Below are 22,873 nucleotides of genomic sequence, written 5' to 3' on the forward strand. Positions count from 1 at the left end.
ATCATGGAAGAAGCATTGCTCGACATCCAAGGCCTGACCATCGCGCTGCCCGCCGGGACGGACCGCAAGTACGCCGTTTCCGGCCTGAGCATGACGCTGCGTCCCAACGAGGTCGTGTGCATCATCGGGGAATCGGGTTCGGGGAAGTCCATGACGGCGCGCGCGGTCATGGGGCTGTTGCCGAAACCGCATGTGCGCATCGCTTCCGGGAAAATCCTGTTCAAAGGCCGCGACCTCGTCGCGGCCGACGACGCGGAGCTGCGGCGCATACGCGGCAAAGAAATCGCGATGATCTTCCAGGAACCCATGACCGCGCTCAACCCGGTCATGAAAATCGGCCGGCAGATAGGCGAGGTGTTCCATGTCCATCAAGGCTTGACCCAGAAGGCGGCGGCGCCGCGGGTCAAGGAATTGCTGGACGCGGTGAAGCTGCCCGATCCGGAAAGGATTTTCCATTCCTATCCTCATCAGCTGTCCGGCGGGCAGCGCCAGCGGGCGATGATCGCCATGGCGCTTGCCATGAACCCTTCCATCCTGATCGCCGACGAGCCCACCACCGCGCTGGACGTCATGACGCAGGCGGAGATCCTGCGGCTGCTCAAGGACATACAAGAAAAATACGGCACCGCCATCATCTTCGTGACCCATGACTTCGGCGTGGTGGCCGATATCGCGGACCGGGTCCTGGTGATGCAGCTTGGGAACCTGGTGGAATCGGGAACCGTGGACCAGGTCCTGGAAGCGCCCACGCATTCCTACACGCAGTCGCTGATCAAAGCCATCCCTAAGCTGACTTACCGGGAAGGCATCAAGGAGGCGGATCAGAAGCCCGTCATCCTGAACGTCAAGCACCTGCACAAAGCCTATTTTCGCTCGAACGGCTTCCTGAAGAAGCCGACGAGATTCCTGGCGGTCAATGACGTGAGCTTCACCGTTCGGCGAGGCGAGACGCTGGGAATCGTGGGGGAATCGGGGTCGGGCAAATCCACGATCGTGCGCTGCCTGACGCGCCTGATCGCTTCCGACCAAGGCGTGGTCGAGATCGACGGCACCGACGTGCAGGCGTTGTCGCGGCGCGAAATGAGGCGCTTCAGCCGCCGCATCCAGATGGTGTTCCAGGACCCGTACGGGTCGCTCAACCCTCACCATACCGTCGGCGATCTCATTGCCGAAGGCCCCATCATCCACGGCACCCCGCGCGCGGCGGCGCATGCCAAGGCGCGCGAGCTGCTGGACATCGTGGGCCTTGGCGCCCAGGCCGCGGGCCGGTATCCGCACGAGTTTTCTGGCGGGCAGCGCCAGCGCGTCGGGCTTGCGCGCGCGCTGGCCCTGGATCCCGAGGTCCTGATCGCCGACGAGCCCGTCTCGGCCCTGGACGTCTCCGTCCAGGCGCAGATCCTGAAGCTGTTGACCGAGCTTCGGGACCAGATGGGCCTGGCCATGGTTTTCGTCACGCACGACCTGCGGGTTGCGTCGCAAGTGAGCGATACGATCCTCGTCATGCGTTATGGGGAAGTGGTGGAAAGCGGGCCGGGGGCGAGGATTTTTTCGAATCCGGCCCATCAATACACCCGCGATCTTCTTGCGGCCATGCCGGGCCTGCGGCATGGCCGCCTCGATGCGTCGATGGACGCGCAGCGGGGATGACATGGCAAACGAGCAAACAGACGATCTCCCTCCGAGCATAGGCCGGCTGGGGGCGGATCTCAGAAGCGGCAAGATCACCGCCGAAGCGGTCACGGCCGGGTTCCTGCAGAAGATCGGCGCGTCGAACCCCAAGCTGTCGGCATATGCGCACGTTGCCCACGAGCAAGCGCTGCAAGCCGCAAGGCGGGTGGATGCGCTGCTGCGCCAAGGCGTGGATCTGGGCCCCTTGATGGGGGTGCCCATGGGCGTCAAGGATCTGTTCAGTGTCGAAGGCATGCCGACGGCGGCCGGCAGCCGTGCCGATCTGACGGGGCTGGTTGGCGGCGAAGGGCCGTTCATCCGCAAGCTGAAGCAAATGGGCTGCATCGTGCTGGGCAAGACCCGCACGACCGAGTTCGCCATGGGCACGTTCAACCTTACCCATCCCACGCCCTGGAACCCGATCGACCCGTCCCGCAAGCACATGCCCGGCGGCTCCAGCAGCGGCTCGGCGGTGGCGATGGCCGCGGGGCTGTGCGCATTCTCGGTCGGGGGAGACACGGGCGGCTCCGTGCGCCAGCCCGCCGCTTTCTGCGAAGTCGTCGGCTACAAGGCCAGTGCGGCGCTTTGGCCGCTGGAAGGCATCTTTCCGCTGGCGCCCACCCTGGACAGCATAGGGCTGTTCACGCGGAACATGGACGATCTGGACCTGATCGCCGCCGCGCTGGGCGGGGCCGCGATGCCGGCATGGCAATTGGACGGCGCCCGCGTCGGCCTGCCGGAGCGGGTTTTTTGCGACGGCCTGGACCCAGAGGTCGAGGCGGCGTTCAACAAAGTATTGGACGCGTTGAAGCGGGCGGGCGCCGTTTTCAAAAGCATGGATCTCCCGGGCACGGAGCGCGTGGCCGAAACCTTCGGGCGCGGGGTGCCGGCGGAATTCCTGGGCTTTTTCGGCCGCGAACGCTTCATGAAGAATCGCGGCTTGCTGGACCCGGTGGTGTGGTTCCGGGCGTCCGCCGCCCTGGATTACCCGGCCGACTTGTACTTGCACTTGCTGCGAGAACGGCACGGGCTGCAGGAACAGGCGCGGCGCATACTGAGCGAGGTGGACATGGCCATCATGCCCACCTCGCCCGCCCTGACGGTGCCCGCCGACTCCGTTGGCGACGTGGACGCCGTGGTGGCATGGAACGCCAGGGCGCTACGAAATACCCAGCCCATCAACCTGCTGGGGCTGTGCGGCGTGTCTTTGCCGATACCCGCTGCGTATTGCGCCGGGGCCAGAGGCATAGGCTTGCAGCTGGTCTGCCGGAATGGAGAGGACGGCGCCTTGCTTGCCATGGCTCGGGCTGTTGAAGCCGTGTTGGCACGCTGAGCGGCGCCTTGAGCTTATGGCCCCAGCATGCCGTCCGCAATGATCTTGGCCGTACCCACGGAATCCGTCAGGCCAAGGTGGCCATGCCCCACGGCCAGCCATAAGCCGGGCCGCTTTTTGCTGGGGCCGATGACGGGAACCGAATCGGGCATGCAAGGCCGGTGGCCCATCCATGTGTCGTATGGCTGCCCCTCCAGTTGCGGGAAGGCACGCTTGGCGATGCGGGCCAGTATATCCGCCCGGTGAAGGTTGGGTTCGGCCTTCAAGCCCGCAAGCTCGACGGTTCCCCCTACCCGCAGGCCGTCTTCCATCGGGGTGAAGAAAGCCTTGTGATCGGTCAGCACCACGGTTCGGCTGACCGCTGCGGCATCGCCGCGGAATTGCACGTGGTAGCCGCGCTGTGTTTCCAAGGGCAGTTGAATGCCCAGCGGGCGCAGCAAGCGGCGGGACCAGGCGCCGGCGGCGACCACGACATGCTGCGCGTTCATCGGACCGCTGGAAGTGTCGAGCGTCCAGCCGCCATTTGCGTCGTTCTTTAACGATTGGACATTGGCCTGCACGAAACGCCCGCCGTTGTCGAGGAACTTGGCGAAAATGGCGTGTAGATAGCGGAATGGATTGCGTAATGTCGCTTGATTTTCGAGATAGATGCCGACTTGATAGCCTGCTGGCGCCTGGGGTTCGAGGTCGAGGATCTCGGGCCGTGCGATGCGGGTGAACGTGATGCCGTGGCGCTCGCGCAAGCGCCACGATGCGCGGTCGCCATTGAGCGCGCGTTCATTGGGATATAGGTGCAGGTGCCCCCGCTTGAGGATGACCTCGGGGGCGCCGACCTCGTTGGCAAGGGCTTCATGGAGGCTGACCGCTTGTTGATGGATCTCCGCCAGGCGCGTAGCGGATTTCTCCACCGCGGACGGGCGGGATGCCCATACGAAGCGCGCCAGCCAGGGTAGCGCGCGCGGGAAGTAGCGCCAAGGAAGAAACAGCGGGCTGTCCGGATGGCCCAACATGCCGGGAACGGAAGCGAGGACGCCCGGCATGGCCAGGGGAGCGACCGAGGCGGGGCTGATTGCCCCAGAGTTGCCATAGCTGGACCCCCGGCCGGGCTCGTCTTTGTCGATGAGCACGGTGTCGACGCCCCGCTTGGTTAATTCATATGCGATGCATACCCCGATGATGCCGGCGCCCACCACAGCGCATGTGCCTCGCTGCTGCATGTTTACATTCCTTATTTCGAGGTTAGATCCAGCTGTGCCGTCAGTTTCTTCCATTTGGCGATTTCGGCATCGATGAATGCGCGGAACTCGGCCGGAGAATCCCCTGCAGGAAGGATATTGAGTTCCGCGAATTTTGTCTGGATGTCTTTGGACGCCAGCGCGGCACGTGTCTCCTTATTCAGACGCTGAATGACGTCCGGCGGTGTGTTGGCCGGCGCCAGCAGGCCGAACCAGGTTCCGCCTACGAAGCCTGGAAGGCCGGCTTCCGACATTGTGGGGATGGTCGGCGCATTGGCGAGCCGCTCGGGAGTCGCGACGGCAATCGCCCGAAGCTTGCCTGCTTCTACGTGCCCCATGACGGCCGTGGCTGTATCGAAAGTGTATTGAACTTGCCCGCCCATGAGATCGGTGATCGAGGGACCGCTGCCCTTATAGGGAACATGTGTGGCCTTTATCCCCGTAAGAATCTTGAATTGTTCGCCGATCAGGTGATTGGATGTATTCGTGCCGAAAGAAGAGTAATTCAATTTCGTGGGATTCTTCTTCCCATACTCAATGAGCTCTTGCAGGGTTTTGACCGGCAGCGCCGGATTCACGACGAGCACGAACGGAACTTGGCCGACCATGGATATCGCTTCCAGATCCACCTTGGGGTCGTAGTTCATTTTTTCCATTACCACCGGCGCTATCGCGACTTCGGGCGAGGCGGCTAGCAAGATCGTATAGCCGTCCGGCTTGGCCCGCGCAACCGACGCGGCACCGATGGTGCCGCCGGCCCCCGCCCGGTTGTCCACAACGACTTGCTGGTTCAGGTTCTGGCTGAGGCGTTGCGCCAGTATGCGTGCCGCCGTGTCGGTACTGCCGCCCGGCGGGTAGGCGACGACGAGCTTTATCGGTTCAAGAGGCCAGGAGCCCTGGGAATGAGCGGGCTGCAGGGACAGACCCATGACAAGCGAGCTGAGCAGAAGAATGCATCGACGTACCATCACAGTTCCTTTGAAGAGAGAGTTGTACTGCGTCCACGAGTAACTTCTTGCGTAGGCACACTGTATCCATTACGATCTTTATATGCAATACTAAGTATTGCATAGCAATATTACTTTGATCATCTACCGTGGGAGTGGCGCAATGAACATGCAGACGTCGCAGCAGCTTTTGATCGTCGATGGCTTGGTTTACTTTTGTGATGGAAATCCGATCCCCTTGCTGGAAGGCGGAGTAACGGCGGCGAATATCACCGTCACTCACATGCACTGGGATTTGGGCAAGACAATCACTGAACTGGGGCGTTGGCACAAACGGCTGTCGGCGCCCGATTCAAAATGGCGGCTGGTCAAAACCGCCGGCGACATCGAGCGGGCAAAGCAGGAAGGCCGGGCCGGCTTGATCATGGGCTGGCAGAATTCTTTGCCTTTCGACGGGGAGGTCGATCGGGCCGCTGCTTTCCATGCGTTGGGCATGAGAGTGATACAACTCACCTATAACGAAGCCAACTTGGCCGGAGACGGATGCATTGAAGAACGGAATGGAGGCCTGACGCGCTTCGGCCGGGCGCTCGTGGCCGAACTGAATGACGTGGGAATCGCAATCGACCTGTCTCATTGCGGGGAACGGACTTCCCTTGATGCGGCCAGCCTGTCATCCAAGCCGGTACTTGCGACACACGCCAACGCCAAAGCGGTGGATGACCAGGTGCGCAATAAATCCGATGAGGTCCTGCGCGCCATTGCCGCAACGGGCGGGGTCATCGGCGCCTCGATACATGGGTTCATGAACTGGGACGGCAATCCGAAGAATCCGCCCACACTGGCCAACTTCGTACGGCACGTCCAGCACATTGCCGACGTAGTGGGTGTAGAGCACATTGGAATAGGAACCGACTTTTCCGCCGTCCAAGACGAGCAGAACGTGCGCTCCATTCTCGAGCTGTCCAAAGGGGCGTATCCCGAGACCGGCGGCAAGTATGCGCAGGCGTTTGGCAATGCCTCGGCCTCCCGATATCCGTCCGAAACGCCTACGCCCAGCCGCTTCGGCCACATCATCGAAGCCTTGGAAAAGGGCGGGTTTAGCGCGGAGGAAATTCAGGGCATAGCGGGCGGCAACTTCATTCGGGCGTTCGAAAGGATTTGGGGGTGACCATGTCAAGGCCACTTACCATCGCGGCGGCGCAGACCGGCGCCGTGTCGGTCTGCGGTGAACAGCAAGTTGAAGAGCTCGCCCATCGTTTGCTGGACGAAGCCGGCCGGAAGGGTGTGCAGCTCCTCTCATTTTGCGAGTTGTTCCTCGGGCCGTTTTTCGCCAATCGCCTGGAAGAAGACTTCGATCGCCACTTCATGTTCATGGACGATCCCGTGCTGGCCGGGCTGCGGTCCAAGGCAAAAGAACTGGGCATTGCGCTGGTGCTTCCCGTCGCCGAACGCACGCATGCGGGCTATTACAACTCGGCCCAGGTCATCGACGAGCACGGGGTGGTTCAGGGCGTGTACCGCAAGACTCACATGCCCGCTTACTTTCCCAATGCCTCCCAGGGCGGTACCGGCAGCTATGAGAAGTTCTACTTTACGCCTGGCGAGCAACTGCCGGTTTACACGGTGGCGGGCACCAGAATAGGGGTGCAGATATGCAACGATAGGCTTTACCCCGAAGCATCGCGCGTGCTGGCGATGAAGGGCGCGGAAATCATCGTCATGCCAATCAGCTTCTCGACATACTCCGACCCGGTTCACCGTGCCTCTATATGGGAGGTCCCATTGCGGGCGCGCGCTTATGAAAACGGTGTGTTCGTGCTTGCCTGCAATCGTGTGGGAACGGAGGGTCCGCGTACCCATCTGGGCCGAAGTATGATTGTGGATCCGCGCGGAACGATGTTGGCGGAAGCTGGAACGCAAGACCCCGAACTGCTGGTGGCGACGGTCGATCTGAACGATGTGGCGGCCGCCAGAAAGAAGTTTCCCTGGTGGCGCGACCGCCGTCCAAACTTGTATGGTGTGCTCGTTGAAGAAGAGCCTTGAAATCGCATGACAAAAGAGCTTGGTGATACCCCCGATGATGCTGCCAGCAGATTGTTCGTTCATTCTCTGGCCAAATGTTTTCAAATACTTGAAGTCCTCCAGAAAGCGGGGCGGCCACTGGGGTTCACCGAGATCGTGGCAGCGTCGAAGCTCAATCGCAGTGTGGTGCAACGCATGGTGCACACCCTGAAGGCGCTCGGGTATCTGCGCCAGCATCCTGATACCCGGGCTTATACCTTGTCGAGCCGGATGCTCAGCTTCAGCCACACTGTGCTTGCGCTGGACCGGCTGCGCGAGAAGGCGCATCCTTACCTCGAGGCCTTGAATCGGGATACCGGCGAGACGGTCAATCTGATGAGGCTGGAGGAAGACGAGATCGTATATATCGCACGGTTTCCCAGCCATCACGCAGTGAGCGTGGACCTGCATGTCGGTTCACGCTTGCCTGCATTCTGCACTGCGGCGGGCAGAGCCATACTGTCTTGCATGGATTCGGCGGTTGCCCGTGCCGCCCTGGAGCGGGCTGACCGCAAGGCGATGACCGCCACGACGGTCACGGATCTGCCCGGGCTCATGGCCGCCCTGGCGGCGGCTCGGCAAGCGGGCTACGCCTTGAATGATCAAGAGGCCTTTGTTGGCGATATTTCCATTGCGGCTCCTTTGCTTGATCGCCAAAGAAAACCGGTGGGTGCCGTGAATATTGCGGTGCCGTCGCCGCGCTGGAAGCTGGAGGACGTGCAGCGCAGCCTGGCGCCAAAACTGATTGCCACCGCTAAAAGCATCAACGCTTCGCTGGGGGATTTGTAGGTTTCGGCGCCCACCACTGCGCACGTACGCCGCTTCATGTGTCATCGCTCCAGAGTTCAGGATTGGATCAGGCTGCGTGATGGGGCGCTATCGATTTCACCCAGCAAGACCGCGGCTTCATCGGTCAGCGCGCTGAGCGCGCGGCAGAACACCTCATATTCGCTTGCGCTGAGCCGTGCGCGCAGCCGCTGCTCGCGCTCCAGCGAGGCGGGCAGGCCGATGCGCAAGTATTCGATTCCTTTTTCCGTCAGGGAAAGCAGCTGTTTGCGGCGGTCTTTGCCGTCGCTGCCTTGCCGGACCAGTCCCAGCTTGGTCAGCTCGAGGGCGATGCGGCTGACCTGGCTGTGATCGAAACTGGCGAGGCGAGCCACGTCGCCGGAGGCGGCGGTGCCGAGCCGGTTCAGGACGACCAGTACACGCCACTGGCGGCTCGTCAGGTCCATGGAAGCGCGTACGGATGCGTCCACCAGGCGCGACATGGCCTGGGCGGCCACGAACACGCGGTAGGTGATCAAGTTTTCCGGCGCGTGGCTTGCCAGCTGGTCGTCCGTCGCGAACTTGGCAGATTTCTTCAGGGCGGTCGATTGTCTTTTATTTGTCATGGCAATGTTTGCTGTAGCACATAATGGTATATACTTCATTCAGACATAAACATAACTGATTTCCATCCCGGAAAAGAAGGAGACCATGGTGCAGCCGATTTCCCGACGCCGCCTGTTGGCGGCACTTTCTTCCATGGCGCTGTGCGGCCCGATGCTAGCCCAGGCGGCCGCCGGCGATTTCCCCGCCAAGCCCGTCACCCTCGTCATTCCGCAGGCGCCCGGTTCGGGCAGCGATGTCGTGGGCCGCATGCTGGCCAACTTCATGGCTCCCTCATTGGGGCAAACCATCATCGCGGAAAACCGCCCGGGCGCGGGCGGCATCATCGCCCATCAGTCGGTGAAACGCGCTCCGGCGGACGGCTACACCATCCTGTTCACGTCCACGGCGCAATTGCTCGTGGTTCCCGTCATGAACTCGGCGGCCCACTACTCGCTGGACGATTTCACGCCCGTGGCGCCGATTCTCTGGGCGCCTTTCGCGGTGCTCGTCGCGAATACGCCGGAAGCGCCCAAGGACATCAAGGAGCTCATCGATGCGATACGCGCCAAACCGTCCGCCTATGCCTCCGCCGGCATGGGCACGATGACGCATCTGGGCACGGAAAGCTTCCTGCGCCGCGCCGGCCTGGAAGCCACCCATGTCCCCTACCAAGGCAGCGGCGCGGCCCTGACCGACCTGATGAGCGGCCAGGTGCTCTTCGCCACGGATTCGCTGACGGCGTCCATGCGTCACATCAAGTCCGGAAAGCTGCGCGCCCTGGCGGTCACGGGCGACAAGCGCGAAGCTTCCCTGCCCGATGTTCCCACGCTTGCGGAGGCCGGGCTGGAAGGCCCTCCGATCGGCGTGCTGGGCGGCCTGTTCGCCCCGAAGGGCGTACCGCCCGAAGCCATCCGGAAAATCAAGCTGGCGGTGGAAGAGGCGCTGCGCAACCCGAAGCTGCAGGAGCAGTTCGCGGCGACCGAATCCACGGTGCTGCACATGACCAACGATGAATTCCTGGCCCGGTTGAACCAGCAGGCGCCTTTCTGGCAGGGGCTGGTGGCCGATCTGGGCTTGAATGCGAAATGATGGACGGCCTGGGTCCACCCTCCGCGGCCTTGGCCGCGGTGCTTCCCGATCCCGCCTCGAAAGGGGTGCTGGACAAGGTCCGCGTCCTGGACATGTCGCGGCTGGTCGCCGGCAACATGCTGTCGCTGCAGCTTGCGGACTTCGGCGCGGACGTCATCAAGGTCGAATCGCCGAAGGCGGGCGACACGCTGCGCCATTGGAAGGAAGCGCTCGAGCATGGCGGCGGGCTCGATGCCTGGTGGCGGACCTATGCGCGCAACAAGCGCAGCCTGGCGATCGAGCTGCGCGATGCGGGCGCCCGGAGCGCACTGCGGACGCTGCTGGAGTCCGCGCATGTCCTGATCGAGAGCTTTCGCCCCGGCACCCTGGAGGCCATGGGGTTCAGCCCGGAAGACCTGCATATGCTGAATCCCCGGCTCGTCATCGTGCGCATCTCCGGCTGGGGGCAAACCGGTCCCTACAAGAACCTGCCCGGCTTTGGCAGCCTGGTGGAAGGGTTCAGCGGCTATGCGCACAAGCACATGGCGCCGGAAGGCGTGCCGCAGCTGCCCAACATGGCGCTGGCGGACATGATTGCCGGCCTGACCGGCGCATTCGCCACGCTTGCCGCGCTGCGCGAAGTCGAAGTCAACGGCGGCGCGGGGCAGGTCGTCGATCTGTCTCTGCTCGAACCCATGCTGGCCGTCATGGGTACGGATGTCTCGGTCTATGCCGCGACCGGCGAAAAGAAGGATCCCGCCCGCAAGATCGCGTCGCCGAGGAATGCCTACCGGTGCAAGGACGGGCGCTGGGTCGCGTTGTCCGGCTCCACGGACGTCATGGCGCGGCGGGTGATGGAGGCGATAGGGCGGCCGGAACTGGCCGACGACCCCCGTTTTTCCACCAACGAGGCCAGGCTGGAGAACGACGCCGAGCTGGACGGCATGATCGCCGACGCCGTCAAGGAAATGAGCCAGGACGAGTGCCTGGCGTTGTTCCGGCGGAAAGGCGTGACGCTGGGGCCTGTTTATGACGCGCCGCAGCTTCTGGCCGATCAGCACGTGGTTCGGCGCCAATGCTATATCGCGCTGGATTCGGATGACGGCGCCGTGGTCATGCACAACGTCACGCCCCGCCTCAGCCGCACGCCGGGCGCGATCCGCCGCCCGGCTCCCGGCCTGGGGCAGCATACCGGCGAGCTGTTGCGGGAAGCGGGCGTGGATGAAGCAGAGATCCAGGCCATGCGGGCGCGAGGAGCCATCCGATGACGTTGCGTGATCTGCGTTCGGTACTGTTCGTGCCCGTCCTTTCCACGCATCTGTTCGCCAAGGCGGCGCAGCGCGGGGCCGATGCGCTGGTGCTCGACCTCGAGGATGCGATTCCGCCGGACCGCAAGCAAGCGGCCCGGGACAAGGTGGCCGAGGCGGTCGGATGCCTGGCCGATCGCGCGCCCGTGCTGGTGCGCGTCAATGCGGATCCCGGCCTGCTGCGCGCGGACATCGCGGCGCTGCCCGTATCGCGGCTCGCCGGCGTCATGCTGCCGAAAGTCGAGTCGGCGGCGCAGGTCCAAGCCGTGGCGGGCTGGCTGCACGAGTCCGGCCGCGGTGGGGCGGCCCCGCCCATCATCGCCTTGATCGAAACGCCGTTGGGCGTGCTGCGCCTGGAGTCCATTGCCACGGCGCACGGCAGCGTGGCGGCCCTGGGGTTCGGCGCGGAAGACTATGCGACGGAAATGTCGATCGCGCCGACGCCCGAGTCGCTGGATTGGGCCGCGCATGCGGTGGCCAATTGCGCGCATGCCTTCGGCCTGGCCTGCTGGGGCTTGCCCGGCAGCGTGGCCGAGATCCACGACATGGCGTCATACGCGGCGCTGGTCGCCCGCGCCCGCGCGATCGGATTCACCGGCACGGTCTGCATCCACCCCGCCCAGGTTCCTCACGCCAACCGAGGGTTCAGCCCGTCCGCCGCGGAGCTGGAATGGGCGCGCGCCGTCGTTGCTGCGGCCGAGGACGCCGATGTCCGCGGGCTCGGCGCGGTGGCGCTCGATGGCCGGATGATAGACCGGCCGGTGATCGAGCGCGCGCGTTCCTTGCTGTCGAGAGGGTAAAGGCCCTGGACGGTCATGAGCTTATAAGCTTGGCGTCCCATAATCTAATAAGCATGAAATCGTTCGCGTGAACGCATGCCGCTCCTAGAATTGATTCACCTCAAGAGTCATTCAAACTACGGAGAGCATGATGAGCGATTTGCCACGACAGCTTCATTTGAACGCGTTCCTGCGTAACGTTGGGCAGCACGAAGCGGCATGGCGCCGGCCGGAAACCGACCTGTCGGGGTACACGGACATCGGCCACTACATCCACCTCGCCCGCACCGCCGAGCGCGGATTGCTGGACGCCATTTTCTTCGCCGACCATCCAGTGCTGAAAAGCCGGTCGCAGGACCGGCTGTTCGACACCCTGGATCCATTGACGCTGCTGGCCGCGCTGGCCACCGCGACCGAGCGCATCGGGCTCGTCGCCACGGCGTCCACCACTTACAACGAGCCTTACAACCTGGCCAGGCGCTATGCGACGCTGGATCACGTGAGCCGCGGCCGGGCGGCATGGAATATCGTGACCACGGCGAACGCCAATGCCGCCGCCAACTTCGGCTATCCGCATCATCCCGACGCCGGCCAGCGCTACCAGCGGGCCGAGGAGTTCCTGGAGGTGGTCCTGAAGCTCTGGGACAGCTGGGACGAGGGCGCCTTCATCGGCGACAAGGAAGGAGGCCGGCTGGTGGATCCGGATCGGATCCGCACAATCGATCATGAGGGTCGGCACTTTTCCGTACGCGGCCCGCTGGAAGTGCCGCGTTCCCCCCAGGGCCGTCCCGTGCTGTTCGAAGCGGGTTCCTCGGAGCCGGGGAAAAACCTGTCGGCGCGGTACGCGGACGCCGTCTTCACGGCTCAGCCGGACTATGAAAACGCCAAGGCCTTCTACCAGGACGTGAAATCGCGCGTCCGGGCATTCGGCCGCGATCCGGAGCACGTCCTGATCCTGCCGGGCCTTTCCTTCTTCATCGGCGGGACGGAAGAGCAGGCGCATGCGCTGCGGAATGAGTTCGAGGATCTGACCTTGCCGACTTACGGCCTGGCCCAGCTCAATCAGACGACCGGCTTGTCCTTGACGCTGGATGACCTGGACTCCGTGTTCAAGCTGCCGGACGACGGCGGGAAAGAGGTCGTGATGAAAAGCCGCGTGGAGCTGCTGCGCCATATTGCGGACACCGAGACCATCACCTTGCGCCAGCTGCTGCGCCGCCTGAGCGCCGGCCGCGGCCATCGCGTGGTCGCCGGCACGCCGAAGCAGATCGCCGACACGATCGAGCATTGGTTCAGGAACGGCGCCGCCGACGGTTTCAACCTGATTCCCCCCGCCTTGCCGACCTCGCTGGAGGCCTTCGTGGACCATGTCGTGCCGGAGCTTCAGAAGCGCGGCCTGTTCCGCACGGAATACACCGGCACGACGCTGCGCGACCATCTGGGCTTGTCCTTGCCGCCGCGTGTGCTCCGGCCATTGGCGGTGGCGGACGCCGCGCTCGTTTGAACCAACCGATAGAAGGAGAAGTCCGTGTCAGTACAGACCTCGTATTTGCCGGAACTGGGCCGCGCGCCGTTTCCCGCCGGGTCCGGCCATGCCGTCCACGCAATGCGCCGCGGCGCGGCCAGGCCGCTGATTCCCAAGTCGACGTCGGCATCCCAGCGCCTGCTGGGTCCGGCCCTCGTGATCCTGCTGTGGTTCATCGCCACGTTGTCGGGCTGGCTGTCCCCCGAAACGCTCCCCAGGCCGGACACGGTCGCGGCGACGTTCAAGGAGTTATGGGCGGACGGCTACCTGGCGGACAACATTGGCGCGTCCTTGGCGCGCGCGGGGCAGGGACTGGCCGCCGGGGTCGCCGCGGGGCTGCTGCTGGCGCTGGCGGCGGGCCTGACACGCCTGGGCGACGCGCTGTTCGACGGCCTGGTGCAGATAAAGCGGGCGCTGCCCAACCTGGCGTTGATTCCGCTGTTCATCATGTGGATGGGCATCGGCGAAGCGATGAAGATCACGGTGATCGCGCTGGGCGTCTTCGTGCCCGTCTACATCAACACCCATGCCGCGCTGCGCGATATCGACCTGCGGTACGTGGAGCTGGCACAGACGGTCGATCTGAACCGCCGCCAGTTCCTGCGCTACATCGTCTTTCCCTCATGCCTGCCGGGTTTCTTCACGGGCTTGCGGCTGGCGGCGACCCATGCGTGGACGGCCCTCGTCGTGGTGGAAACCATCAACGCCACGAGCGGAATCGGCTACATGATCTCCCAGGCCCGCATCTATGGCCAGATAGAAATCGTGATCGCGGGATTGGTGCTTTACGGGGTGCTGGGATTCGGCACGGACGCGTTGATACGCACGGTACACAAGAGGGTGCTGGGATGGCGTCAAACAGTGGCTTAGCGGCGGCCGATGCGCCGATTGCCGTTTCGGTGCGCAATCTGACACGGCGGTTCGGAGAACAGACCGTGCTCGACGCGGTCGATCTGGACATCCACGCGGGGGAATTCGTCGCCTTGCTGGGCCGTAGCGGATGCGGCAAGAGCACGCTCCTGCGGGCGGTGGCGCGCCTGGATGCCGCGGCTTCCGGCGGCGGCGCCCTGAGCGTTTCAGGACAGAGCTCGGTGCTGTTCCAGGACTCGCGCATATTGCCGTGGATGACCGTGCTGGACAACGTGAGGCTGGGCACGCCCGATGACATGGACGCCGGCCGAGCGCGCCGGGCGTTGGCCGGCGTCGGGCTGTCCGGCAAGGAGTCCGCATGGCCGAAGGTGCTGTCGGGCGGGGAGCAGCAGCGCGTCGCCCTGGCTCGCGCCCTGATGCGCAATCCGGCGCTGATCCTGGCGGATGAGCCCTTCAGCGCCCTGGACGCATTGACGCGCATGCGCATGCAGTCGCTGTTGCTCGAGGTCCATGCGCGGCATCGGCCCGCCGTGCTGTTCGTCACGCACGACGTGGACGAGGCGCTGGTGCTTGCCAACCGGATCATCGTCCTGGATGCGGGCCGCATCCACTATGACAGGCGCAACCCTCTCAAGCTTTCGCAAGGCCGGGGCAGCAGCGGCTTCGAAGCCATGCGCCGGGAAATTCTCGCGCTGCTGGGCGTACGCGTTGCCGCGGCCGCCGATCCGATCACCACTACTCATTGAAAGGAGGCCGAATGGCCACATCGAATCTTTTCTTCATCAAGGCGCTGCTCGTCGGCTTTGGAATCCTCCTGGCGGTGCCGTTGAGCGCGCATGCCGCCGCCACGGCCGATCTTCCCGTAGAGGTTCCGCCGGGCACGAAGCTGGTCATTGCGGACGACGCCCGGGGCACGGAGCTGCTGCTGAAACTGTCCGGCCAACAGGAGAAGCTGGCGGCCGACGTGTCGTACGCCAGCTTCAGCAGCGGGCCCTTGCGCATGGAGGCCATCCGGTCGGGCTCCGCCCAGGTGGGCATCGTGGGCGATGTTCCGCCGATTCTGGCGCACTATGCGGGTGCGGACTTGCGCATCGTCGGCGTCGTGGCCAGCACCGGTCCTTCGCTGCTCATCGCCACTTCTCCCGGCTCCGGCATCAAGACCGTGCAGGATCTCAAGGGGAAGCGTGTGGCCGTCAACGACGGTACCGCGCAGCACGCCGTCGTCCTGCGCGCCCTGCAGCAGGCGGGACTGGGCCCGGGCGACATCGTGCCGGTCAAGCTTGGCGTGTCGGAATTTGCGGACGCCCTTCGCGCCAATCAGATCGACGCGGCCGTGCTCAAGCAGCCCGACCGCGCGCGCTATCTGTCGACCGCCGCCGCCAAGGGAGCGATCGAGCTTCCGTGGACGCCGGGGATCAATCCCGGCTATCTCTATGCCTATGCCTCGCGCTCAGCGCTGGAGGATCCGGCGCAGGCCGCGGCCATTCGGGACTTCATCATCCACTGGTATCGGGCACACCAATGGAGGAACGCCAACCGGGACGAATGGCTGCGGTCGTATCTGGTGCAGAACCAGCGGCTGAAGCCCGACGACGCGCAAAAAGTCGTTGCAAGCCACGGAGACACCGTATTCCCGGGACTGAGCGAAGAGGTGATCGGCACGCAGCAGAAAACCATAGACCTGCTGCAGTCGGCGGGCGCGTTTCCCGGCAAGAAGCTGGACGCCCGTGACGAATACGACCTGCGCTACGCGCCGCTTTCCGCCGGCTCCGAATCGCTGCGGCGATGAGGCGCGCAGCGCGGAGAACCAGGGGCCGAGCCCCGTAGGACGCCCGGCCTCCGCCCTTCGGGGCGGCTACAACCCTATCGATGCCGTATCGATATCCGGCAGGCCGATGATCTTCAGCGCGCTCAGGTCCGGCCCCGCGGACGTGATGTCCACCACGGCGTCGCCCGTCGCGTTGAAACCGGCGGTGCCGTCGTTCAGGACCAGATAGGTCCGGCCGGCGGAGCTGATCGCCGCGGCGCCGTTCGCGGCGAACGATTCCGCGGTCAGGACCGCCGCCAGGCTGGCGGCGTCCATGGTGTCGACGCTGCCGGTCACCACGCTTGCGGGCGCCACCGTCGAGTTCCCGACGATGAAGTCGCTGCCGACGTCGAAGTCCGCGATCAGGTCGATGGCGCCGAGATTGGACGTGGACACGTCGTTCAACACGAAGAAATCGGCGCCGGCGCCGCCGATCAGGGCGTCGGAGCCCGCGCCGCCGATCAGGGCCTGGCTGCCGTTGCCGCCGACCAGCGCCTCACCGCCGTCGCCGGCGCGTATGACGCCGCCGTCGCTGATGTTGATTCTGGCCGTTTGATAGACGGGCCCTCCTTCGACCAGGCTGGTATCGGGGATCAGGAAGGTCATGGTGTCCGAGCGGGCGCCGGTGACCTCGACGTTGGCCGCGGAATCGGTGAACCAGATTCCGACGCTGTCGCCGGTGTAGTCCTCCCATATCCACTGGGTGCCGTCATGTTCCGCGCCGCGCACCTCCATGGCGGCAAGGTTCAGCCCCGCCACGCCGCGCAGGTCGATGACGTCCCCGGATTCGGCATCGTAGTCGCCCACGGTGATGACGCTCGGCGTGCCGGCCGTGGCGGCGATCACGAAGGTATCGGCGCCGTCGCCCCCGAGGGCGGTCTGCCCATCGGCGATCGCAATGGTGTCGTCGCCGCCCATGGCCTCTATGGTCAGGCCGGCCAGGGTCGCGCCGGACAGATCGATGTCGTCGCTTTCCTCGGTGCCCTGGGCGGTCACCGTGCCCGCGCCCACGACGCTCAGTTGTTCAAGGTCGCTGAACGAGCCGACCAGGTGCTGGCCGTCGGCCAGGGTGACGGTGGCTGATCCGTCCAGCGGCAAGGTGTCGGCGGCGATGAAGCCGCCGCGCGCGAACGCGGCGCCGCCGTCTTCGTTGATCAGCGTGATGTCGCCTTCGGCGGAGCCTGCGAAGGTGATGACGCCGCCGGTGTCGACCAGCGAGAAAGGCTGTTCGAAGGAATCCGGCAGGCGAACGGGCTCATCCGGCGTCCATCCTTCCGGAACGGTCAGCAGCGCGCCGTCGGGATGCACATAGTCCTGCGGGATTTCCCAGTTGGACGGCAGTTCGAAGCCTTCCGGCGGCGTGAATTCAGGCAGGAAGGGGGCGACCTGGCCGACCCGCGCCAGGGCCGCGTCGGTGTGCCCGGCTTCGATGGCTTCCTGGAAGACGGGGTCTTCCGAGAACAGGGCGAGGTCCAGGCCGTTGCCCAGGTTGCGGCCTTCGGCCAGGCCGTAGGTGAGCAGGTGCTCCAGCGCGGTGGTGGCGCCTTCATCCACCGCCGCGGCCACGTCCGAATTCTCGGCCAGGTAGGCGCCCAGCACGATGACCATGTTGGGATTGCGGCCCTCGTGGATGCCGTAGCGCTGGAAGTGTTCCGTGGCGGTCGTGGCGCCGGCCTCCACCGCCAGCCCCACGTCGGGATTGGCGGCCAGGTATTGTTCCGCGTCGAAGAAGGCGAGCGGCGAGCGGTCTTCCGCCGCGCCGTACATCTGGAAATGCTCATACGCCGATAGGGCGCCGCTTTCCACCGCCTCGGCCACGTCGGGATTCTGTTCCAGGTAGTAGTCCACGTTGAAATAAGGGCTGGCCGCACGGCCCTCGGCATGGCCGAATTGTACGAAATGTCCATAGGCCGTCTGCGTGCCGGCGGCGACGGCGTCCGCCACGTCGGAGTTATGGGCCAGATAGAAATCGGCGTCGAACAGGGCGCTGGGTGAGCGCCCTTCGTTGACGCCGTACATCTCGAAGTGCTGCTCGGGCGTTGTATCGCCCGCCGCCACGGCGGCAGCCACGTCGGGATTGTTGGCTAGATACCACTGGCTATCAAAGAACTTCAATGCCATCGGAGATCTCCTTGGGGTAGGTTGAAACGAGACCCCGGGCAGCAAACTCTGTTCCCGCATACAGGATTACCCTTATTGCGGCATGTGCGCGCGTGATTCAAAATCCGATTAATAAGAAAAATATTACCGTTTTTCGGAAATCAATTACCTCAAAGAGGAGACAACATGAAGCTTGCATTGAAAAAGCTATGCGGGGCGTTTTCCCTGCTCGCCGCTTGCGGCGCGGCCGCGCTCGCTCCGGCCGCCGCGTCGGCGCAGGCCCAGACGGATTCGCGCCTGGACACCATCCTGAAGCGCGACAAGCTGATCGTCGCCACGTTCAGCACCGCGCCCCCATTCGGCTATACGGACGAAAAGGGCAAGCTGGTGGGCTTCGACATCGACATTTCCAGGCTGATCGCCAAGTCCCTGCTCGGCGACGAGAACAAAGTCGAATTCGTGTCCGTCACCAGCGAAGGGCGCTGGCCGGCGGTGGCATCGGGCCGGGCCGACATCGGCGTGGCGTCGACCACCGTCTACCCGGACCGCGCGATACGCGTCGCATTCACGCGTCCCTACATCGATTCGGGCATGTCGGTGGCCGTGCGCAAGGACGCGAACGTCAACACCCTGGCCGAGCTGAACAGCAGCAAATACACCCTGGCCAATCTGAGCAACCCGCAAATGATGGACCGGCAGAAGCGATTCCTGCCCGACATCAAAGTGCTGACTTTCGATACGCCCAGCAGCCAGTTCCTGGCATTGAAGTCGGGCCAGGCCCAGGCCATGCAGATGGATACGCCGGTCCTGAACTGGTATGCGGCGAACAACCAGGAACTGAAAGTCCTGCCGGAGGCGCTGGCGGTGACCTCGGGCAACGCCATCTTCATGAAGCAGGGGGATTTCCAGCTGTGGCTCTGGATGGACACCATGGTGCAGGAAATGACCGCGGGCTCGCGCTACAACGAGTACACGGAAATCTATCGCAAATGGTTCGGGCGCAATCCGCCTCCCCAGCGCTTCTACAGCATGGCGGCCAAATGACCGCGCGCGGTTTGGGTCGGGCGAATACGAACATCAGGTAAGAGGCAAAGCTGAATGAATCAATCACGACAAGGCGAGGAGAGCCCGGGCACGCAGCGCAGGGCCGGGCCGCTGAGCGGCATGCGCGTCATCGACGCCGGATCGATGATCGCGGGTCCGCTCGCCGCCACGCAGTTGGCGGACTTCGGGGCCGACGTCATCAAGATCGAAATGCCCGGCATAGGCGATTCCATACGCCAGTGGGCGCCCATGAAAGAGGGGCGCTCCCTGTGGTGGAAGGTGATCGGGCGCAACAAGCGGCTGCTGACGCTCAAGCTGTCGGACCCCGACGGGCAGGAGATCTTCCGCGAATTGGTGCGGTCCGCGGACATCGTCATCGAGAACTACAAGCCCGGCACCTTCGAGCGCTGGGGGCTGGGCTATGCGGAGCTGTCGAAGATCAACCCCCGCCTGGTGCTGGTGCGCGTCTCGGGCTTCGGCCAGACGGGCCCCTACTCGCAGCGCGGGGGATACGGCACGATCGCGGAGGCTTTTTCCGGCATCCCGTCCTTCACCGGCTTTCCCGACAAGCCGCCGACATTGCCGGGCTTTCCCATGGCCGATTCCGTGGCGTCCACCTTCGCGGCGATGTCGGCGATGTTCGCCATTTACAACCGCGACCACAACGGCGGCAAGGGCCAGGAAGTGGACGTCAGCCTCTACGAGCCCTTGTTCCGCCTGGTCGAGGCGCAGGTGATCGGCTTCGATCAGCTCGGCATCGTCAAGCAACGGCAGGGCAACCGCCTGGCGGAGGACTCGCCGCGCAATACGTATCAGACGCGCGACGGGGTGTGGATAGGCATTTCCGCCAGCTCGCAGCGGACCTATGAACGCCTCGCCCACGCGATCGGCATGCCGGAGCTGATCGACGACCCCAGGTTCGTCGACAACGCTTCCCGCTGCGAACACGACCAGGCGCTGGATGCCTTGCTGGCCGCATGGTTCGCGCAGCGCGACAGCCAGGACGTGATGAGCCTGTTCGAGCGCGCGGACGTCGTCGCCGGACCGGTCATCGACATCCGCGACATCTTTGCCGACCCGCACTATCGGGCCAGGGAAAACATCGTCCAGGCCCAGGACGACGATTTCGGATCGGTGCGCATGCAGAGCGTCGTGCCCAAGTTCGCCGCGACGCCCGGCGAAGTGCGGCACGCGGGCCGGCGGCTGGGCGCCGACAACCGGGAAATCTATATCGGGGAACTGGGCATGACGGAGCAGAAGCTTTCCGAACTGCAATCGAAGGGAGTCATCTGAATGAGCAAGCTTTTCGATGGGGTGCGCATCGTCGGCGCCGGGCAAACCGCTTATGCGAAGCGATCGCCGCATGGCGTGCACCGGCTGCTGTACCAGGCGGGCACGGCGGCGCTGCGGGACGCGGGGCTGGAATGGGGCAGCGTCGACGGCTTGGCGGTCACTTCCTTCATGCTTCCGCCCGACAACGTGGCGATCGTGGCCGAGCACCTGGGCATACAGCCGCGCTTCATGTTCCAAGGGGTCTATGGTGGCGCTTCGGGCATCATCGGCATGGCCCATGCCGCCCGCGCCATCCGCGACGGCGCGTGCGACGTGGCGGTCGTGGCCGCCGCCGACGCCTTCGACGTGACCTCGCACAACGCCACGCTGGATCATTTCAATACGTCGGTGCGCGATTTCATGTCGCCGCAGGGCTTCGGCGGCGCCAACGGCATGTTCGCCCTGCATACGCGTCTGTACATGGAGCGCCATGGCGCGACGCGCGAAGACTTCGGCCGGTTCTGCATTGCGCTGCGCGCCAATGCGCTGCGCAACCCGAACGCCTTGTTCAAAGAGGCGCTGACGATGGACGCCTACTTGAATGCGCGGCAGATCGCCGACCCCTTGCGGCTGTACGACTGCGTCATGCCCTGCGTGGGGGGGGACGCCATCGTGCTGGCGTCCGAGAAAATCGCCGCCGGGCTCGAAGGGCCCAGCCTGCGCATCCTGGCATCCGAGGAAATCCACAACTATCTCGCCCATGACGTATACGGCCTGCCCGGCGGCTGGGAAGGGTTCGCCGACCGGCTTTACGAGCGAGCCGGCTGCGGCCCGTCCGACCTTCATTTCGCGCAGGTGTACGACGACTACCCCGTCATGTCCTTCGTGCAGCTCGAAGGCCTGGGGATTTCCCCCAAGGGGCGAACCGCCCGGTTCCTGCGTGAAACGGACATCACCGTCGATGGAGAATTTCCCGTGAATACGGGCGGCGGCCAGTTGTCCGCGGGGCAGGCCGGCGCATCCGGCGGCATGATCGGCCTGGTGGAAGGGGTCACACAGCTGCTGGGCAAGGCGGAAGGCCGCCAAGTCAAGTGCAAGCGGGGCGTGGTGTCGGGCTACGGCATGGTGGCCTACGGGCGCGGCCTGTCGTCCAGCGCGGCTATTCTTGAAAGGGTGGAATGAAAATGTCAGGGCATCAAATCACAGCCAAGCCGCAGCCGCGCGTCAATGAGGTCAGCGAACCCTTCTGGACCGGGGTGAACGAAGGCCGCATCCGTCTGCAGCGCTGCTTGAACGAGTCTTGCGGAAGGGTGATCTTCTATCCCCGGGTGTGTTGTCCGTTTTGCCATGGGTCGGAACTGGAATGGACGGACGCGGCGGGCGACGGCAAGGTGATCTCCCACACCACGATACACCGGGCGCACCACGACGGGTTCAACGGGGAGCTTCCTTATGTTTTCGCGGCGGTGGAGCTGGCCGAGGGGGTCATATTCTATGGCCAGCTGCGGGGCGCGCCGACCGACGGGACCTCTCTGGTGGGCAGCAAGGTCAGGGCGGAATTCTCCGAGCATGGGCCCGATCGCAAGATCGTCGTGTTCAGGCCGGCATAGCGGGTTTCAGTCGCCGGCCTGCGCCTCTTCGGAGGCGGCTGCGATTTTTTGCGCCGCCGTCCGCAGGGCCGGCAGGAAGTCCTTGATGCGCTCGAAAGGCATCCTGGCGGTGGGCACGTACAGGCCCAGGCCCGCCATCAGCTTGCCCGAGGCCAGCCTGATCGGGACCGCGCAGCCGACGAGCCCGGGCAGGAATTCTTCATTGTTGGCGGCCCAGCCTTGTTGCCGGACTTCTTCGATGGTGGCCCTGAATCTGTCTTTGGACATGATGGTGCCGGGCGCCAGCTGCGCGAAGTTGGCATCGGCGAGCCAGGCCTCGAACGCCGGCGGGCTCAATTCCGCCAGATACAGCTTGCCGATGGAGGTGCAGTGTATGGGCGAACGGCGGCCCTGCTCGAAATGCAGGCCGGGGGAGGGCGTGGTGCGCGCGGTGTCGATGTAGACCACGTTGTCGTCGGCGCGCACGCCGATCTGGCAGGACTCGCCGATCTCGTTGGCCAGCGCGACCAGGATCTGGTGCGGGCGGTCCGTCCGCATCGCGGCTTCGGTGGCCGCCACGCCCAGCCGGACCAGCCCGGCGCCGACGATGAGTTTCTTGGACCCCATGGCGCGCTTGACCAGATTGCGCTTTTCCAGCTGGGCGGCCATGCGGTGCACCGTGGTCACCGGCAGGTCGCACAAAGCGGCCAGGTCGGTGACGGACAAGGGGCGCGCCGCGTCGGTCAACGCGGTGAGGATCGCGATGGCGCGGTCCAGAGGTTGTTCAGCGGTTGTTTTGGAGACGGTTCTATTCATTGCCCAATTAGCGTTAGTACTCATTGACCGCTCAGGCGGCCAAGATTCAAAATCCACTTTATAAGAAAAAAACTTCCA

At 64.3% G+C, this 22,873-nt stretch carries 21 protein-coding genes; 16 read left to right on the forward strand and 5 right to left on the reverse strand.

Going from position 1 to position 22,873, the window contains the following annotated elements; all coding sequences use genetic code 11:
* Positions 1 to 3 precede the first annotated feature (3 nt).
* Together H0A72_RS10560 and H0A72_RS10565 are read left to right on the forward strand one after the other, a co-directional pair.
* Positions 4 to 1,647, forward strand: coding sequence for an ABC transporter ATP-binding protein (locus H0A72_RS10560; protein WP_180155056.1), 1,644 nt, complete (start codon positions 4 to 6; stop codon positions 1,645 to 1,647).
* A 1-nt stretch (position 1,648) separates the two neighbouring features.
* Positions 1,649 to 3,001 (forward strand): amidase, encoded by a 1,353-nt coding sequence (locus H0A72_RS10565; RefSeq protein ID WP_180155057.1) that lies wholly within the window; start codon positions 1,649 to 1,651, stop codon positions 2,999 to 3,001.
* Positions 3,002 to 3,015: 14 nt separating this feature from the next.
* Here H0A72_RS10565 and H0A72_RS10570 read toward each other — a convergent pair whose 3' ends face one another.
* Both H0A72_RS10570 and H0A72_RS10575 read right to left on the reverse strand, forming a co-directional pair.
* Complete coding sequence (locus H0A72_RS10570; RefSeq protein ID WP_180155058.1) at positions 3,016 to 4,218, reverse strand: NAD(P)/FAD-dependent oxidoreductase; 1,203 nt, start codon at positions 4,216 to 4,218, stop codon at positions 3,016 to 3,018.
* An 11-nt stretch (positions 4,219 to 4,229) separates the two neighbouring features.
* Positions 4,230 to 5,204, reverse strand: a complete 975-nt coding sequence (locus tag H0A72_RS10575) for a Bug family tripartite tricarboxylate transporter substrate binding protein (protein WP_180155059.1) — start codon at positions 5,202 to 5,204, stop codon at positions 4,230 to 4,232.
* Between the two features lie 142 nt (positions 5,205 to 5,346).
* Here H0A72_RS10575 and H0A72_RS10580 point away from each other — a divergent pair, with 142 nt between their 5' ends.
* From H0A72_RS10580 to H0A72_RS10590, 3 genes are read left to right on the forward strand one after another with little or no spacing between them, the layout of a single operon-like run.
* Positions 5,347 to 6,354 carry a dipeptidase gene (locus H0A72_RS10580; RefSeq protein WP_180155060.1) on the forward strand — a complete coding sequence of 336 codons (1,008 nt, stop codon included), beginning with the start codon at positions 5,347 to 5,349 and terminating at the stop codon, positions 6,352 to 6,354.
* A 2-nt stretch (positions 6,355 to 6,356) separates the two neighbouring features.
* Entirely contained in the window at positions 6,357 to 7,229 is an 873-nt protein-coding gene (locus H0A72_RS10585) for a carbon-nitrogen hydrolase family protein (protein ID WP_180155061.1), read from the forward strand.
* Positions 7,230 to 7,235: 6 nt separating this feature from the next.
* Positions 7,236 to 8,036 carry an IclR family transcriptional regulator gene (locus H0A72_RS10590; RefSeq protein WP_180155062.1) on the forward strand — a complete coding sequence of 267 codons (801 nt, stop codon included), beginning with the start codon at positions 7,236 to 7,238 and terminating at the stop codon, positions 8,034 to 8,036.
* A 56-nt stretch (positions 8,037 to 8,092) separates the two neighbouring features.
* On the opposite strand, the gene H0A72_RS10595 is transcribed toward H0A72_RS10590, so the two are convergent.
* The gene (locus H0A72_RS10595; protein ID WP_180155063.1) at positions 8,093 to 8,638 is read right to left on the reverse strand and encodes a MarR family winged helix-turn-helix transcriptional regulator; all 546 of its coding nucleotides are present in this window, start codon (positions 8,636 to 8,638) and stop codon (positions 8,093 to 8,095) included.
* An 85-nt stretch (positions 8,639 to 8,723) separates the two neighbouring features.
* On the opposite strand from H0A72_RS10595, the gene H0A72_RS10600 reads away from it, so the two are divergent.
* The 7 genes from H0A72_RS10600 (at position 8,724) to H0A72_RS10630 (ending at position 15,956) form a co-directional block, all read left to right on the forward strand.
* Positions 8,724 to 9,707: a Bug family tripartite tricarboxylate transporter substrate binding protein gene (locus tag H0A72_RS10600; protein WP_180155064.1), complete on the forward strand. Its 984-nt coding sequence runs from the start codon at positions 8,724 to 8,726 to the stop codon at positions 9,705 to 9,707.
* Positions 9,704 to 10,954, forward strand: coding sequence for a CaiB/BaiF CoA transferase family protein (locus H0A72_RS10605; RefSeq protein ID WP_246436943.1), 1,251 nt, complete (start codon positions 9,704 to 9,706; stop codon positions 10,952 to 10,954). Before H0A72_RS10600 ends, H0A72_RS10605 begins: the two co-directional genes overlap by 4 nt.
* Positions 10,951 to 11,793: an HpcH/HpaI aldolase/citrate lyase family protein gene (locus H0A72_RS10610; RefSeq protein WP_180155065.1), complete on the forward strand. Its 843-nt coding sequence runs from the start codon at positions 10,951 to 10,953 to the stop codon at positions 11,791 to 11,793. Before H0A72_RS10605 ends, H0A72_RS10610 begins: the two co-directional genes overlap by 4 nt.
* A 130-nt stretch (positions 11,794 to 11,923) precedes the next feature.
* Positions 11,924 to 13,276 (forward strand): NtaA/DmoA family FMN-dependent monooxygenase, encoded by a 1,353-nt coding sequence (locus H0A72_RS10615; protein WP_180155066.1) that lies wholly within the window; start codon positions 11,924 to 11,926, stop codon positions 13,274 to 13,276.
* 24 nt (positions 13,277 to 13,300) lie between these two features.
* A complete protein-coding gene (locus tag H0A72_RS10620) occupies positions 13,301 to 14,167 on the forward strand; it encodes an ABC transporter permease subunit (protein WP_218953271.1) in 867 nt (288 codons plus the stop codon).
* Positions 14,168 to 14,232: 65 nt separating this feature from the next.
* The gene (locus H0A72_RS10625) at positions 14,233 to 14,913 is read left to right on the forward strand and encodes an ABC transporter ATP-binding protein (protein WP_343287142.1); all 681 of its coding nucleotides are present in this window, start codon (positions 14,233 to 14,235) and stop codon (positions 14,911 to 14,913) included.
* Between the two features lie 11 nt (positions 14,914 to 14,924).
* Positions 14,925 to 15,956, forward strand: coding sequence for an ABC transporter substrate-binding protein (locus H0A72_RS10630; protein WP_180155068.1), 1,032 nt, complete (start codon positions 14,925 to 14,927; stop codon positions 15,954 to 15,956).
* A gap of 66 nt (positions 15,957 to 16,022) precedes the next feature.
* On the opposite strand, the gene H0A72_RS10635 is transcribed toward H0A72_RS10630, so the two are convergent.
* A complete protein-coding gene (locus H0A72_RS10635; protein WP_180155069.1) occupies positions 16,023 to 18,095 on the reverse strand; it encodes a bluetail domain-containing putative surface protein in 2,073 nt (690 codons plus the stop codon).
* 165 nt (positions 18,096 to 18,260) lie between these two features.
* On the opposite strand from H0A72_RS10635, the gene H0A72_RS10640 reads away from it, so the two are divergent.
* From H0A72_RS10640 to H0A72_RS10655, 4 genes are read left to right on the forward strand one after another with little or no spacing between them, the layout of a single operon-like run.
* Positions 18,261 to 19,118, forward strand: coding sequence for a transporter substrate-binding domain-containing protein (locus H0A72_RS10640; RefSeq protein WP_180155070.1), 858 nt, complete (start codon positions 18,261 to 18,263; stop codon positions 19,116 to 19,118).
* A 54-nt stretch (positions 19,119 to 19,172) separates the two neighbouring features.
* Positions 19,173 to 20,411, forward strand: coding sequence for a CaiB/BaiF CoA transferase family protein (locus H0A72_RS10645; protein ID WP_180155071.1), 1,239 nt, complete (start codon positions 19,173 to 19,175; stop codon positions 20,409 to 20,411).
* A complete protein-coding gene (locus H0A72_RS10650; protein ID WP_180155072.1) occupies positions 20,412 to 21,572 on the forward strand; it encodes a thiolase family protein in 1,161 nt (386 codons plus the stop codon).
* 2 nt (positions 21,573 to 21,574) lie between these two features.
* Positions 21,575 to 22,000 (forward strand): Zn-ribbon domain-containing OB-fold protein, encoded by a 426-nt coding sequence (locus tag H0A72_RS10655; RefSeq protein WP_180155073.1) that lies wholly within the window; start codon positions 21,575 to 21,577, stop codon positions 21,998 to 22,000.
* A 6-nt stretch (positions 22,001 to 22,006) separates the two neighbouring features.
* Here H0A72_RS10655 and H0A72_RS10660 read toward each other — a convergent pair whose 3' ends face one another.
* Positions 22,007 to 22,795: an IclR family transcriptional regulator gene (locus H0A72_RS10660; RefSeq protein ID WP_180155074.1), complete on the reverse strand. Its 789-nt coding sequence runs from the start codon at positions 22,793 to 22,795 to the stop codon at positions 22,007 to 22,009.
* Positions 22,796 to 22,873: the final 78 nt, after the last annotated feature.

Source organism: Parapusillimonas granuli (assembly GCF_013416525.1).
Taxonomy (GTDB): Bacteria; Pseudomonadota; Gammaproteobacteria; order Burkholderiales; family Burkholderiaceae_B; genus Parapusillimonas; species Parapusillimonas granuli.